Annotated in this window: 11 protein-coding genes, 1 tRNA gene and 3 pseudogenes; 5 read left to right on the plus strand and 10 right to left on the minus strand. The window is 60.8% G+C overall.

The window, feature by feature from the left end; all coding sequences use genetic code 11:
• The first annotated feature begins 465 nt into the window (after positions 1 to 465).
• Positions 466 to 891, plus strand: coding sequence for a hypothetical protein (locus tag DUPY_RS03510; RefSeq protein WP_070246433.1), 426 nt, complete (start codon positions 466 to 468; stop codon positions 889 to 891).
• Positions 892 to 1,292: 401 nt separating this feature from the next.
• On the opposite strand, the gene DUPY_RS29200 is transcribed toward DUPY_RS03510, so the two are convergent.
• The 3 genes and pseudogenes from DUPY_RS29200 to DUPY_RS03525 all read right to left on the minus strand — a co-directional run bounded on the left by DUPY_RS29200 (position 1,293) and on the right by DUPY_RS03525 (position 2,836).
• A complete protein-coding gene (locus DUPY_RS29200; protein ID WP_070246434.1) occupies positions 1,293 to 1,712 on the minus strand; it encodes an IncQ-type mobilization protein MobB in 420 nt (139 codons plus the stop codon).
• Between the two features lie 328 nt (positions 1,713 to 2,040).
• Positions 2,041 to 2,454, minus strand: a pseudogene (locus DUPY_RS29205) (relaxase/mobilization nuclease domain-containing protein); the annotation flags it as partial.
• On the minus strand, positions 2,444 to 2,836 hold the full coding sequence (locus tag DUPY_RS03525) for a plasmid mobilization protein (RefSeq protein ID WP_070246437.1): 393 nt from the start codon (positions 2,834 to 2,836) through the stop codon (positions 2,444 to 2,446). The pseudogene DUPY_RS29205 and the gene DUPY_RS03525, both read right to left, overlap by 11 nt.
• 401 nt (positions 2,837 to 3,237) lie before the next feature.
• On the opposite strand from DUPY_RS03525, the pseudogene DUPY_RS29345 reads away from it, so the two are divergent.
• From DUPY_RS29345 to DUPY_RS03535, 3 genes and pseudogenes are all read left to right on the plus strand, one after another.
• Positions 3,238 to 3,381 (plus strand): annotated as a pseudogene (locus tag DUPY_RS29345) (helix-turn-helix domain-containing protein); the annotation flags it as partial.
• A 65-nt stretch (positions 3,382 to 3,446) separates the two neighbouring features.
• Positions 3,447 to 3,533, plus strand: a pseudogene (locus DUPY_RS29350) (hypothetical protein); the annotation flags it as partial.
• 114 nt (positions 3,534 to 3,647) lie between these two features.
• The gene (locus DUPY_RS03535) at positions 3,648 to 4,532 is read left to right on the plus strand and encodes a tyrosine-type recombinase/integrase (protein WP_229255226.1); all 885 of its coding nucleotides are present in this window, start codon (positions 3,648 to 3,650) and stop codon (positions 4,530 to 4,532) included.
• Position 4,533: 1 nt separating this feature from the next.
• Here DUPY_RS03535 and DUPY_RS03540 read toward each other — a convergent pair.
• From DUPY_RS03540 to ybiB, 7 genes are all read right to left on the minus strand, one after another.
• Positions 4,534 to 4,612, minus strand: a tRNA-Ile gene (locus DUPY_RS03540).
• Positions 4,613 to 4,716: 104 nt separating this feature from the next.
• Positions 4,717 to 6,975 (minus strand): RNA polymerase sigma factor RpoD, encoded by a 2,259-nt coding sequence (gene rpoD / locus DUPY_RS03545; protein ID WP_070246441.1) that lies wholly within the window; start codon positions 6,973 to 6,975, stop codon positions 4,717 to 4,719.
• A 452-nt stretch (positions 6,976 to 7,427) separates the two neighbouring features.
• Positions 7,428 to 9,221 carry a DNA primase gene (dnaG, locus tag DUPY_RS03550; RefSeq protein ID WP_070246443.1) on the minus strand — a complete coding sequence of 598 codons (1,794 nt, stop codon included), beginning with the start codon at positions 9,219 to 9,221 and terminating at the stop codon, positions 7,428 to 7,430.
• An 85-nt stretch (positions 9,222 to 9,306) separates the two neighbouring features.
• Positions 9,307 to 9,756: a GatB/YqeY domain-containing protein gene (locus DUPY_RS03555; protein ID WP_056141431.1), complete on the minus strand. Its 450-nt coding sequence runs from the start codon at positions 9,754 to 9,756 to the stop codon at positions 9,307 to 9,309.
• A gap of 159 nt (positions 9,757 to 9,915) precedes the next feature.
• Positions 9,916 to 10,128, minus strand: coding sequence for a 30S ribosomal protein S21 (rpsU, locus tag DUPY_RS03560; protein WP_008451879.1), 213 nt, complete (start codon positions 10,126 to 10,128; stop codon positions 9,916 to 9,918).
• 229 nt (positions 10,129 to 10,357) lie between these two features.
• Entirely contained in the window at positions 10,358 to 11,563 is a 1,206-nt protein-coding gene (locus DUPY_RS03565) for a BaiN/RdsA family NAD(P)/FAD-dependent oxidoreductase (protein WP_070246444.1), read from the minus strand.
• 187 nt (positions 11,564 to 11,750) lie between these two features.
• Positions 11,751 to 12,734, minus strand: coding sequence for a DNA-binding protein YbiB (gene ybiB, locus DUPY_RS03570; protein WP_371851731.1), 984 nt, complete (start codon positions 12,732 to 12,734; stop codon positions 11,751 to 11,753).
• Between the two features lie 111 nt (positions 12,735 to 12,845).
• On the opposite strand from ybiB, the gene DUPY_RS03575 reads away from it, so the two are divergent.
• Positions 12,846 to 13,904, plus strand: a complete 1,059-nt coding sequence (locus DUPY_RS03575; RefSeq protein ID WP_070246448.1) for a 3-deoxy-7-phosphoheptulonate synthase — start codon at positions 12,846 to 12,848, stop codon at positions 13,902 to 13,904.
• The last annotated feature ends 27 nt before the right edge of the window (positions 13,905 to 13,931 follow it).

Below are 13,931 nucleotides of genomic sequence, written 5' to 3' on the forward strand. Positions count from 1 at the left end.
GGCCCTCGCCGCATAGCCTCTACTTCTGGTGCGCATCATTAAGGGGGGGATTACCGAACTACCGAATTTTTATGGTCCGAATTACTGGCCATCACCGAAGACGATATGGAAGTCAGGTATATGACTCCGCCTGCTACCCATTCGGGGCACCTGGAGCGAATTCATCGTCATCCGATCAGTGACCTTAGAGATTGGGTGTACATAAAAAACAAAGGTAACTATCGAGGTGGCTTCTCAATGCGCGTGATGTTCATCCGGGGTCGAGAGGCATGGGGCGAGTTGCCTTCACATCTCAAAGCCGAAGAAGCTAACTATGCGTAAGTAGGCCACGACCTTTGTCCGATGTCGGGCGGCAGCTGTCGACAGCGCCCCCTTACCGTAACCGTCGAGAACAATCGGCAGTGACCGGCCAAAACCAGACGGTCATTCATGCAGTAAATATTGAACACGTCGACAGAGGAATAAATGACACCGCACGACGCCTTCAAAGAAATTAAGCGACAGATACCTTCTGGAACTTCCCTCACAGATGCGCTCAGTGAGTTCGTAAAGTTCTATGCGTCGACCTCAATCGAGGGATGCCCGAAAGACGCTGAACAAGACATGCTTCTTTTCGAGTGGGGTGGCCCATATTCATGGGACCCGTGCGTCTCCTTGAGCCTGACTCGCCAGTTTTCTCTCAACGACGAAGATGGCGACTACGACCGGATGCAGCAATTACACATGCATTGCCGTTACGATGCGAACCACGTCGCGCTTGTAGCGGGAAATCATTGGTTATACGGTGAGAGCACTGATGCATTTCTTCAATATGTGTTGGATGCGCCGTCCACTCGAACTGTTATTCACCTGAATATGCTGTCGCTCGATTTCGAAATTCACGGTGTCTAGGAGAAGGTCTGCTTTGGGGCCAGGCTGTGTGAAAACTCCAAATCTCAAAATATTGGTGGGTAGGGTTACCATTCCCAATATAGAGAAAACCGCGTAGCGCGCGTTTTGAGAGGCCGTTTTTTGAAGGCTCCGAATTTTTCTGAGTTTTCACACAGCCTCGGGCGAAAGCGGACGCTAGCGAAACACCACATATTATCTCCTTTTCATGCTTCCTTTTATTACCTGTCGTGTAGAAATCTGTTTCTGGATTTCCGGCACTCGCCCACTAACGACTTGCGGTGCTGACTTACCAGCATTGTCCTTTAAGTGCACCGACGAGGTTTTATGATCAAACGAGAGGCTCACTCGGGCGGCATGGACTGATTCAGATGCTGCACGCCGAGCCCACGCCAGCTGCGTCGCTACCGTGCGAGCCAAAGCCATAATGCGCTCACGAGAAGTCCTGTGGTCAAGCCGGTCAGCACCGCCACCACCATGCCCCGCAGGGCGGCGTTCTCCTCCGCCCTGTCCATCTGGTCGGCCGCCGCCTTGGCTGCTGTTGCGGCCTGCTTCCACGACACCAGCGCTTTCTCCATCTGGACGTTGAACTGGCTGCTCTGATCGCGGCTGCGCTGCTCGATTCGCTCGATCTTTCTCAGGCTTGCTGCGGTCTCCTCGGTCAGCAGCGCCATGGCTTGCGCTAATGGCTCCAGCATGGCTGCCAGTTCTTCCACGTTGGTGAGCTTCGCCTGGCGCAAGGACTCGATCTGCTGGTTCAACGCCTGCACCCGCGCCGCGTTCGAGGCTGCGGCCAACTGCTGCACCGTCTCGGTCTTTGACATAGTCCACTCCCCGTTTTGCCAGCCCCATGGGGCTGTATCCTTTACCCAAGTCGCTGCCCTTCATCATCACGCCGTCCAGCAGGTACGACAGGCCCGATAGTTTTGTGCCGTCCAGCTGCGTCACCGGCACCAAGCGCACGCCCACCGCCGCCAACCGTTCTGCATATTCCGTAAAACCGTGGCAGCGCTGCGGTGCGCCGTCGCACAGCTGCTGCAAGCGCTGGCGCGTGGAGGGCATGCCCGTGCGCAGCCCCTCCTCGATCTCGCCTTTGGTCGGTGCATGGCGCTGCGCCTCGATGGACAGCCGTACCTGCTTGAGTTTGAATTCGCGCTCAATGGCGCGCATCAGCACCTCGTGGCGGCGGTAATCATGGCTGTCCGAGGTGACGCCGCCGTCGAGGCGGACCCGGTTGACCAGCAGGTGGACGTGGGGATGCGCGGTGTCCGTGTGACGCGTCACCAGGTACTGGTTGTTGTCGAGACCCATGCCGTGCAGGTAGCGCTGGGCCACCTGTTTCCACTGGTCTTCATTGAGTTGCTCGCCGGGCGCAGCGGCCAGTGACACGTGCAATACCGCCCTGCCCAGCCTGGGCCGCAGCTTGCGGACCTCGCCAAACTCTTTCGCCAGCGCGCGCGGCGTGTCGCCGCCCATGTTGGTGTCGATGACATGCCCCTTGCTGGCCGCCAGGTCGTATTCGAGCACGCCGCGAAAGCCGCGCCCCTTGATGGCTTTAGCGATCATCGACGTTGTCCTTGACGCCAAGGAGGAGCAGTCGCAGGCGCTGCGTTTCGGCCAGCAATTGCGCCAGTAAGGCAGGCGCGACGGTCACATGCTGCCCCTCGTTGGCCAGGCGAGTGAGCTGGTTGAGGTTTGCCGCAAGCCGCGCCAGTTCGGCGTACTGCTCGCGGTTGATTGCCGCCACGGGTGGTGGCGGCAGGCGACGCGATAGGGCAGCTGTGCGCAGCCACTGGGCAGGCTTCATCTGCATCGACGCGGCGCGCTCGCGCAGCACCGTGTATTCGGCAGCGGACACCCGCACGCCAATGGTTGCTGTGCGCAGGTCGGCAGGGTCGCCCTGGGGGCGACCTCCTTTGGCGTAACGTTTTGGCAGTTCGGCATGCATCGTGGACCTCGCCGGTGTGGCAAGCGCAGCGCGCCCGGCCCCGCAGGGCAAGCCACGTTTGAGCGAAGCGAAAACATGGCTTGCTCCCCACCGGCGGCGCGTAATGCTCCACTGTAGCCGGACGCTACCGATGGCAGCTGCGCGGGATCAAGCGCCGGCAGCATCGCACCGTTCGCCCACCGCCGGCGCCACGGCAGCGTGCTCCGGTGATGCGGTTGCTGCAACACAGGATTGCTGCGCCACACCGGTGCTGCCAGATTGCACGCGGGCTACTTTGCGTCCGATCAAATGCGCGCCGGAATTGTCGGCCTGCTGCTGCGCTCGCTCAAAGGTAGGCGGGTTCCCGCTTCCGAAAATGACTGGACCACCCCCGCCACGTTCCTCTTTCACGAGGCCATCAGATGAACACCTTGAACCTTCTCCAGGCCAGCGCCTTCCTGCACATCCACAAGGAAGAACTGCGCAAGCGTGCCAAGCAGGGCCTGATCCCCGGCGTCAAAATCGGGCGGGCGTGGATTTTTTTGGAAGAAGACCTTGTCGCCTACATCCGTGCGCACTACCCTGAACCTCGGCAAGCGATGCGGGTGACCCTTGGAAAGGAGTATCAATCATGTCACTCTACAAGCGCGGAAACACCTGGTGGGTCTGCTTCACGACACCGTCAGGAGAGCGCGTTAGACACTCTGCTCGCACCAGCGACAAAGCGTCGGCGCAGCGGTACCACGACGAATTAAAGGCCGAGACGTGGCGCATCGACACTCTCGGACAGAAACCGGCCTACACCTGGGACGATGCAGCCTATAAATGGATCATGGAAACGGAACATAAACGCACGCACCGGGACGACATCGCCAAGATCACGTGGCTGCACCAGTTTTTCCGGGGCAAGCCACTGGCGGCGATCACGCGCGACCAGCTCATCGCCGTGGCCGAACACAAGCGCAAGGAGGCCAGCGCCGCCACGGCCAACCGCTACCTGGCGCTGATCCGCGCCATCCTGCGGCGCGCCCGCGACGAATGGGAGTGGATCGAGAAGGTCCCCAAGGTCAAGCTGTACAAGGAGGTGCGGCGGCGCGTGCGCTGGATTACGCCAGCGGAGGTGCAGGCGCTGCTGGCCGAACTGATGCCCCACCAGCGCGATTTGACCTTGTTTGCGCTGGCGACCGGGTTGCGGCAGTCGAACGTGCACCGGCTGGCGTGGGACCAGGTCGATCTGGTGCGCAAGACCTTGTGGATACCGGCCGAGCAGTCGAAGAACGACGAAGACATCCACGTGTCGCTGAGCCAGTTTGCGGTCGATGTGTTACAGCGCCAGCTGGGCAAACACCCCGAGCGGGTGTTCACCCGGGCTGGCTACCCGGTCAGCCAGCTCAACACCAAGAGCTGGCGCGACGCGGTCAAGCGGGCGGGCATCCAGAATTTCCGCTGGCACGACCTGCGGCACACGTGGGCCAGCTGGCTGGTGCAAAGCGGGACCCCGGTGTACGACCTGCAGGAAATGGGGGCGTGGAAGTCGCTCGACATGGTGCGGCGGTACGCGCACCTGGGACCGGCGCAGATGTCGCGCCACGCGGAGACGGTGGGAAAATTGCTGGAGAAGGCGGTCTCGACCACAAATCTGTCACAAACGGACGAGGCGGCCGTCAATAACAAAGGGCTGGCACGCAGCCAACCCTTTGATATACAAGACAAATAATTGGTAGGCCTCCCCAGAGTCGAACTGGGCACCAACGGATTATGAGTCCGCTGCTCTAACCAAGCATGAGCTAGAGGCCCGAGGTGATACCTGTGCGCTGGAGGTCTTGCCGGCCCCGCTGACGCGCGTTCGCTTTTTGGGCGAACGCGCGAGGATAAGGGTTAGCGGCAGCGCACGTCAAGTCTTAGTTGGCTTCCAGGAAGCTTTTCAGCTTGTCCGAACGGCTCGGGTGGCGCAGCTTGCGCAGCGCTTTCGCTTCGATCTGGCGGATCCGTTCGCGGGTGACGTCGAACTGCTTGCCGACTTCTTCCAGCGTGTGGTCGGTCGACATTTCGATACCGAAACGCATGCGCAGCACCTTCGCTTCGCGTGGCGTGAGCGAATCCAGCACATCCTTCACCACGCCGCGCATCGAGGCGTGCAGCGCGGCGTCGGATGGCGCCAGCGTGTTGTTGTCCTCGATGAAGTCGCCCAGGTGCGAATCGTCGTCGTCGCCGATTGGCGTCTCCATCGATATCGGTTCCTTGGCGATCTTCATGATCTTGCGGATTTTGTCCTCCGGCATTTCCATCTTGATGGCCAAGGTGGCCGGATCGGGCTCGGCGCCGGTTTCCTGCAGAATCTGGCGCGAAATCCGGTTCATCTTGTTGATGGTCTCGATCATGTGCACCGGGATGCGGATGGTGCGCGCCTGGTCGGCGATCGAGCGCGTAATGGCCTGGCGAATCCACCAGGTGGCATACGTGGAGAACTTGTAGCCTCGACGGTATTCGAATTTATCGACCGCCTTCATCAGGCCGATATTGCCTTCCTGGATCAGGTCGAGGAATTGCAGGCCGCGGTTGGTGTACTTCTTGGCGATGGAAATGACCAGGCGCAAGTTGGCCTCGGTCATTTCGCGCTTGGCCTTGCGCGCCTTCATTTCGCCGGCTGCCATCTGGCGGTTGATGTTGCGCAGATCGGGCAGCGGCAGCACCACGCGCGCTTGCAGGTCGATCAGGCGCTGCTGCAATTCCTTGATGGTCGGGATATTGCGGCCCAGGATGGCGCTGTACGCGTGGCCGGCGGCCACTTCGCCATCGACCCAGTCCAGGTTGGTTTCATTGCCCGGAAAAACCTTGATGAAGTGGGCGCGCGGCATGCCGCACTTGTTCACGGCCACGTCGAGAATCTGCTTTTCGATGTGACGCACTTCGTCCACCTGGCCGCGCAGCGTGTCGCACAGCTTTTCGACGACCTTGGCGGTGAAGCGGATGCCCAGCAGTTCGTACGAGATCGCCTCCTGGGCCTTGACGTAGGCCTTGGAGTTGTAGCCCTCTTTTTCGAAGGCACGGCGCATCTTGTCGAACTGCAGCGAGATGGTGTCGAATTTTTCGAGCGCGGTGTTTTTCAGCGCTTCGAGCTGTTCGGCCGAGTAGCCGGCGGCGGCGCCTGCGGAGTTGCCCGCCTCTTCCTCTTCTTCGGCTTCTTCTTCCTCGGCTTCTTCATCTTCCTCGTCGTCATCGCTGGCGGCGGCCGGGGCAGGTGCTGCGGCGGCGCTGCCGTCGTCGCTCTCATCGACCAGGCCGTCGACGATTTCGTCGATCTTGATTTCGTCGGCGCGGATCCGGTCGGACGCGGCAATGATTTCGGCAATGGTGACCGGGCAGGCCGAGATAGCCTGGATCATGTCCTTCAGACCGTCTTCGATGCGCTTGGCGATTTCGATTTCGCCTTCGCGCGTGAGCAGCTCGACCGAGCCCATTTCGCGCATGTACATGCGCACCGGGTCGGTGGTGCGGCCGAAGTCGGAATCAACCGTGGACAGTGCGGCTTCCGCAGCGGCCTCGGCTTCGTCGTCGCTGGTGACGGTGGCGACGTTGTCCGACAGCAGCAGGGTCTCAGCGTCCGGCGCATGCTCGTAGACGGCAATGCCCATGTCGTTGAAGGTGCCGATAATGCCTTCGATCGCTTCGGGATCGATGATGTTTTCGGGCAGATGGTCGTTGATCTCGGCGTACGTGAGGAAACCGCGTTCCTTGCCGAACTTGATCAGGGTCTTGAGTTTCTGGCGGCGGCGCTCGAGCTCTTCTTCGGTCGCTTCAGTGTCCGAAGAGAACGCATCCTTGAGCAGCGCTTTTTCCTTGGCCTTGCGGTCCTTGGCCTTGGCCTTGTCCACGGCCTTGAGCTCGGCGCGTTCGACCGCGTTCAGCGCGGCGACTTCGTCGTTCTCAGGCTGGAATTCCTTCGGCTTGCGGCCGCGCCGGCCGGGCACTTTGACCGACGGCAGTACGTAGCCCGAAGTATCGATGGCAGCCAGCGTAGCCGCGTCGGTGGTCTGGCTGACCACCGGCGGGTTGTTGCTGGCGACACGCGTTTCCGCCTTATCCGCTGTTTTAGCGGATTTTGCGGTCGCTTTGCTCGGCTTTTCAGCCACATTGGATTCAGGTTTCTTGATTGGCACAGGCGCTTTCGATTACACAACGACTTGCTTATTTAGGATAAAGTTTCTTGCAGTTCCCTTGGAACCCACGTCTTCGAACTTGCCGACTTCACAAGTCCGACAACACTACGACTACTTATACCTGGTCAGGCTGTGACCGCAAAATTCTACTGCATCAAACTCATGCGTAGTGGCAAGAAACGATGACAGGGTTAGACAACAAACATAAGCGTAGGTTCACCTGCGTCTTATTTCTTTGCCTAGTACCCGATCGCGCTTTCTGCATGCTGCTCGACAACCTAACTCACTGAAAACAAACACACTCTGAACGGAAAAACGATGCCAAAACATACAACACTTAGCGTTTTATTATAGCACGTCACTTTTCAAACTCCAGAGGGAAGCACCCTCGCTGCCCCTCTGTAAACCTGCAAAAACATGACGGCGATCAACACTTGAACATTGATACAACATTAGCGGTTTGCAAATTCCGCTTGCTTCTCTCTTTCCAGCTGCGCCTGCTGCGCGGTGATCTCGCGAAAGCGCGCGATACTCTCCGGCGTCAGGCCTGCCGCCGACAGTTGCATCAGCTCCTGTTTGAGCGCATCTTCCTTGATCTGGCGGATGGCGCTGCGCAGGAACAGGCGGTCGGCATCGACATCGGACTCCGCTCCCCGGGCGATTTCGCTGATGATCTCGTCGTATTCGTCGCCCTGCGACTTCAGATGCTGGGCGAACGACGCAAACCCGCCGTTTGCGCCCAGCGCCTGGGCGCCGGCCACCAGTTGCACCAGCCGCTCCGCAGCCTCGGCGCCAAAGAACTGGAACGCCGATAGCGCCGCCTCGTCGATATCGAGCGCCAGCGGCGGATGGCCCACCAGCAGGCGCACGATCTGCAACTCCAGCCCCACCGGCGCCGGGCGGCCGCTGCGGCTCGGCGCCTTGCGCGACAGCGCCACCGGCTTGGCCAGCTCGAACAGCGATTCGATCTCGTGCGGCGTAGTTTGCGTCAGCTGCGCCAGGCCGCGCACGATCTGCAGCCGCAGCGCGGTCGGTGTCATCGATTGCAACAAGGGCTTGGCGTCGAACTGCACGCGCGCCCTGCCCTCCGGGCTTTGTAAATCATGCTCGCCCACCACTTCCTTGATCAGGAACTGCGACAGCGGCATCGCTTCGTGAATCTCCTGCTCGAACGCTTCGTTGCCGTAAGTGCGCACATAGCTGTCCGGATCGTGCTCGGTGGGCAGGAACAGGAACTTGATGGTCTTGTTATCGGCCACGTGCGGCAGGCACGCCTCCAGTGCGCGGCGGGCGGCGCGGCGGCCGGCCTTGTCGCCGTCGAAACTGAAGATCACGGTGTCGGTCTGGCGCATCAGTTTTTGCACGTGGTGCGGGGTGCAGGCGGTACCGAGGGTTGCCACCGCTTGCGGGAAACCCATCTGCGCCAGCGCCACCACGTCCATATAACCTTCCGTCACCAGCACGTAACCGGCATCGCGGATCGCCTGGCGTGCTTCGAACAGGCCGTACAGCTCGAATCCCTTAGAAAATAATGGCGTTTCGGGAGAATTCAAGTATTTCGGTTCGCCGCCATCGAGCACCCGTCCACCGAAGGCGATCACCTGGCCCTTGGTATTCTTGATGGGGAACATCACGCGTTCGCGGAAACGGTCGTACCGCTTGCGGTTGCCGCCGTCCTCATCGACGCGGTCGATCACCAGGCCGGCTTCGGCCAGGGCCACCACGTCGTAGTCGCGGAAGATGGCTTTCAAATTGTCCCAACCCGGCGGCGCGTAGCCGAGGCCGAAGCGCGCGGCCACTTCGCCAGTCAGGCCGCGCCCCTTGAGGTAGGCGATGGCGTCCGGCGCGGTGCGCAGCTGGGCGCGGTAAAAATCGCACGCCTGGGTCATGGCGTCGGACAGGGCCATGGTCTGGGCCTGCATCTGCGCGCGCTGGGCCGGGGGAATCTTGTCGTCCTGCTCGGGGACCACCATGCCGACGTTTTGCGCCAGATCCTTGACGGCGTCGACAAAGCCCATGCCCGAGTATTCCATCAGGAAGCCGATCGAGGTGCCATGCGCGCCGCAGCCGAAGCAGTGATAGAACTGCTTGGTGGGGCTGACCGTAAAACTCGGGGATTTTTCGTTATGGAATGGGCACAGGCCCATGAAATTGGCGCCGCCCTTCTTGAGCTGCACATAACGTCCGACAACGTCGACGATATCGACGCGATTGAGCAAATCGGCAATGAATGATTGAGGGATCACAGGGTTCGGTGCCAGGGTAATTATTCAGACTATACCGCCGTGCTGATCCGGTTTTGACACCGATCAAGCACGGCAGAGCAACACATCAGGCCGGTGCCAGCGCCTTTTTGACCAGGGCGGAAACCACCGTCATGTCGGCGCGGCCAGCCAGCTTGGGCTTGACGATGGCCATGACCTTGCCCATGTCCTGCGGACCGGCAGCGCCCGAGGCAGCCACGGCAGCAGTCACTTCAGCAGCGATTTCCTCGTCCGACAGGCCGGCTGGCATGTAGGCGGCCAGCACCACCAGTTCGGCTTTTTCGATGTCGGCCAGGTCGGCACGGCCACCGGCTTCGAACTGGGTGATCGAGTCCTTGCGCTGCTTGATCATTTTTTCGACGATGGCAACGGTTTGCTGGTCGTCGACTTCAATGCGCTCATCGACTTCCTTGCGCTTGATTTCGGCCAGGATCAGGCGAATCGTGGACAGGCGGCCGGCTTCCTTGGCGCGCATGGCGTTTTTCATGTCTTCAGTGATTTGTTCTCGCAGGCCCATGAGGATTTCCTTTTAAAATTTTGCAAAATAAAAACGCGTGCAGTATAAACGCGAAAACCCGCTGCGGCGAACCGGAGCGGGCATTCTCTAGATGCAGCAAGATCCGACCCGGGGCAATGGCGCAAGATACGCCGCACGACCGGATTGGTTTGAGCAGTCTTAGAAGAGTTTTTTCGGCAGCTGTTGGCTGCGGATGCGTTTGTAGTGACGCTTGACTGCAGCAGCCAGCTTGCGCTTGCGCTCAGCCGTTGGCTTTTCGTAGAACTCGCGTGCGCGCAGTTCGGTCAGCAGACCGGTTTTTTCGATGGTGCGTTTGAAGCGACGCATTGCGACTTCGAACGGCTCGTTTTCTTTAAGGCGAATAGTGGTCATGTAAAAATTCAAACCGTTTGAGGTTATAGGGAGACAGAGACTATAGCAGCTTTTGCAGGAAAATGGAAGTCCATGGACCATCGAGACGGTCCAAGCAGACGGCTTTGACTGCAAAAACAACAAGACGACGCTGAGTCAGCTCCCACATCAACTCTGACAATCTTTCTGCTCCCGAACTGATCGGGCGATTGGATTGCACCTGCGCCGTTACAACTAGAAGGCCAGTATATCAGACAGCTTGACCGGCTGCCACACCGGAAGCCCAGGCCCACTGGAAGTTGTAGCCGCCCAGCCAGCCGGTCACGTCCACCGCTTCGCCGATGAAATACAGGCCCGGCACCTTGGTGGCCATCATGGTCTGCTGCGACAGGTCGCGGGTATCGATGCCGCCGCGCGTCACTTCGGCCTTGCGGTAGCCTTCGGAGCCGTTCGGGGTCAGGGTCCACTGGTTGATGGCCGCGCCCAGTTCGCGCAGCCTGGCGTCCTGCATGTCGGCCAGGCGCGCGTCGAGCGCAAAGCCGTGCGCCAGCAGCAGGCCTTCGGCCAGGCGCGTGGGCAACCACTGGGCCAGCACGTTGCCGAGCTGCTTCTTGATGGTGCCCTTGCCTTCGATCAGCGTGGCAGCCACGTCCACACCCGGCAGCAGGTCGATCACGATCGGCGTGCCCGGGGTCCAGTAGCTCGAAATTTGCAGGATGGCCGGACCGGACAGGCCGCGGTGGGTGAACAGCAAATCTTCGCGGAAACGTCCACCGGTTGGATTGCGCCCCTTCAACGACCCGGTTGCCACTTCCACTTCCAGCGCAATGCCGGACAGTTCGGCAAACGGCGCCCACGCCTGCGGATCGAACGTCAGCGGCACCAGGGCCGGACGCGGTTCGACCATGCGCAGGCCGAACTGGCTGGCGACGCGGTAGCCGAAATCGGTGGCGCCAATTTTCGGGATCGACAAGCCGCCGGTGGCGATCACCAGCGCGTCGGCTTCGATGGTGCCGGTGTCGGTGTCCAGGATATAGACGCCATCGGTCTGCTCGACGCTGGCGATCTTGCACGGCATGCGCCAGTGGACATCGCCCGCTGCGCACTCGTCCTTGAGCATCTCGATGATCAGCTCGGCCGATTCGGTGCAGAACAGCTGGCCGCGATGTTTTTCGTGGTAGCCGATACGGTGCTTTTTCACCAGCGCGACGAAGTCGGCCGGGGTATAGCGCGACAGTGCACTCTTGCAGAAGTGCGGGTTCTCGGACAGGAAGTTGGCCGGCGTGGTGTTGATGTTGGTGAAGTTGCAGCGGCCGCCGCCCGAGATGCGGATTTTCTCGGCCAGCTTGCCGGCGTGGTCGATCAGCACCACGCGCTTGCCGCGCTGGGCCGCCGTGGCCGCGCACATCATGCCGGCGGCGCCAGCGCCGATTACTGCTACATCAAACTTTGCCATGCCAGTTCCAATTCAATAAGTTGCCCGCGAAGAAAGACGCGAGTCGCCGACCGCTAGCCATCCACAGTAAGTCATCAGCCGCCGAGTCGTCATCCCCGCGTACGCGAGGATGACGGTATAACGGCCAACAACATTTCAGCCGGGGGGGGCCGGGATTGTACAGCAGGATCCGCCCTACCCGCCTTTGCTACTCGATCGGCTCACTCACCCGCTGCCTTGACTGCAAGGTACGCGAGACCAGCAGGCATTGCGCCACCTGCTCGGCGATCGATGCCGGCACCGGCACTTCGCCTTTCAAAACCGCCGTGATCCAGGCCGCCGTGGTGGCGGCGTCCTTTTCTTCGGGCAGCAGCGGCAACTCGATCACTTGCGTCTGCTTAGGCACCAGCGTGCTGCGCAGGCCGCCGTGAAACCAGTCGATCTGCTGCGCCTTGTTGGCGTTGGCCACCGTCTCGCCCTCGGTACCGCGCATCAGGAAGGCGTCGCCGCGTTCGTGCAGGGCCGAAGTCGTGAAATATTCGCCGAGCATTTCCAGGTATTCGGGATGGGTGTACGACACCAGCCGCAAGGCCGGTCCCACGAACGGCTGCATGATTTTCACCAGGGTATGGGTGGAGTTGCGCACCCCGAGCCGGCGCCGCAGCGACAGCTGGTAGGCCAGCTTGGGCGCCAGCGCGTCGATGGTGATGAACGCCACGTGGCCCTGGGCCATCGCTTCCTCCGCTTCGGCGCGGTGGCGCGCGGCGGTGATGTCGAGCGCGGCAAACACTTCGGCCGAGGTGACGCGCCCCGGGTCGGTGGCCACGCCGTGCACCAGCACCGGCACGCCTTCGCGCGCCAGCAGCATGGCCAGCAGCGGCGTCAGGTTGGCCATCTTGCGCGCGCCGTTGTAGCTGGGAATGCACACCGGGGCGTACTGGCCCGGCGGCGCCGTCAGCGGTTCGAACGAGCCTTCGGCCGCATCGAGAAAGCCGGCGATTTCGTCGATCGACTCGCCCTTGATGCGCATCGAGAGCAGGATGCCGCCCAGCTCGAGGTCGGACACGCGGCCGTCGAGCATGGCCTGGTAAAGATCGTGGGCGTCATCGCGCGACATGCTGCGTGCGCCGTTTTTGCCGCGGCCGATCTCCTTGATGAGTCGGGCGGCCAGGAAGGGTTCGGATGTCGTCATAAGCATCTACCGGAAGAGTTGGGGCTGTAGCGAAAAACCTTACTGGCGAAGCCAGTATTGTTTACTTCGGCTACACTATACCTCCCCCGAATAAAATTCACGCAAAAAGCCATGATTTCCCCAGATATCGAAAACATCAACGTTACCTCGTTCGCGCCGATGCCGTCGCCGGAAGTCTTGCACCGCAAGCTGCCGCTCACCGACAGCGCCTCCGAGACCGTGATGAAGGGCCGCGAAGCCCTGCGCAACATTATCGACCGCGAAGACAAACGCCTGTTCGTGGTGGTCGGTCCGTGCTCGATCCACGACCCGGTCGCCGGCCTCGACTACGCGCGCCGCCTGAAGGCGCTGCAAGCGGAAGTGGCCGATACCATGCTGCTGGTCATGCGCGTGTATTTCGAAAAGCCGCGCACCACCACCGGCTGGAAGGGTTATATCAACGACCCGGATATGGACGATTCGTTCCGCGTCAACGAGGGCATGGAAAAAGCGCGCCAGTTCCTGCTCGACGTGTGCGAGCTGGGCCTGCCCACCGCCACCGAAGCGCTGGACCCGATCTCGCCGCAATACCTGGGCGACCTGATCGCCTGGACCGCCATCGGCGCCCGTACCACCGAGTCGCAGACCCACCGCGAAATGTCGTCGGGCCTGTCCACGCCGGTCGGTTTCAAGAACGGTACCGACGGCGACATCAGCATCGCCATCAATGCCATCCTGTCGTCGGCGCACCCGCACGCGTTCCTGGGCATCAATGCCCAAGGCAATGTAGCAATCGTGCGCACGCGCGGCAACGCCTACGGCCACGTCGTGCTGCGTGGCGGCGATGGCCGTCCGAACTACGATTCGGTGTCGATCGCGATTGCCGAACAGTCGCTGGCCAAGGCCAAGCTGCCAGCCAACCTGGTGGTCGATTGCTCGCACGCCAACAGCTATAAAAAGCCGGAACTGCAACCACTGGTGATGGCCGATGTCATCCACCAGATCGTGCAGGGCAACAAGTCGCTGGTGGGCGTGATGATCGAATCGAATATCGTCGGCGGCAACCAGAAGATTCCGGCGGACTTGAGCCAGCTGACTTACGGCTGCTCGGTCACCGATGGCTGCATCGACTGGGACACGACCGAGACCATGTTGCGCGATGCGCACAAGCAGTTGTTGCAGCGTCCTTAATGATTGGATTGCCGCCTGAGTGGCAAT

It is taken from the genome of Duganella phyllosphaerae, from assembly GCF_001758785.1.
GTDB classification, from domain to species: domain Bacteria; phylum Pseudomonadota; class Gammaproteobacteria; order Burkholderiales; family Burkholderiaceae_D; genus Rugamonas; species Rugamonas phyllosphaerae.

Excerpts from the sequence above, each read along its gene's own strand:
- DUPY_RS03510 (WP_070246433.1), top strand. The coding sequence starts at position 466 with ATGACACCGCACGACGCCTTCAAAGAAATTAAGCGACAGATACCTTCT.
- DUPY_RS29200 (WP_070246434.1), bottom strand. The coding sequence starts at position 1,712 with ATGTCAAAGACCGAGACGGTGCAGCAGTTGGCCGCAGCCTCGAACGCG.
- DUPY_RS03525 (WP_070246437.1), bottom strand. The coding sequence starts at position 2,836 with ATGCATGCCGAACTGCCAAAACGTTACGCCAAAGGAGGTCGCCCCCAG.
- DUPY_RS03535 (WP_229255226.1), top strand. The coding sequence starts at position 3,648 with ATGGAAACGGAACATAAACGCACGCACCGGGACGACATCGCCAAGATC.
- DUPY_RS03555 (WP_056141431.1), bottom strand. The coding sequence starts at position 9,756 with ATGGGCCTGCGAGAACAAATCACTGAAGACATGAAAAACGCCATGCGC.
- rpsU (WP_008451879.1), bottom strand. The coding sequence starts at position 10,128 with ATGACCACTATTCGCCTTAAAGAAAACGAGCCGTTCGAAGTCGCAATG.
- DUPY_RS03565 (WP_070246444.1), bottom strand. The coding sequence starts at position 11,563 with ATGGCAAAGTTTGATGTAGCAGTAATCGGCGCTGGCGCCGCCGGCATG.
- ybiB (WP_371851731.1), bottom strand. The coding sequence starts at position 12,734 with ATGACGACATCCGAACCCTTCCTGGCCGCCCGACTCATCAAGGAGATC.
- DUPY_RS03575 (WP_070246448.1), top strand. The coding sequence starts at position 12,846 with ATGATTTCCCCAGATATCGAAAACATCAACGTTACCTCGTTCGCGCCG.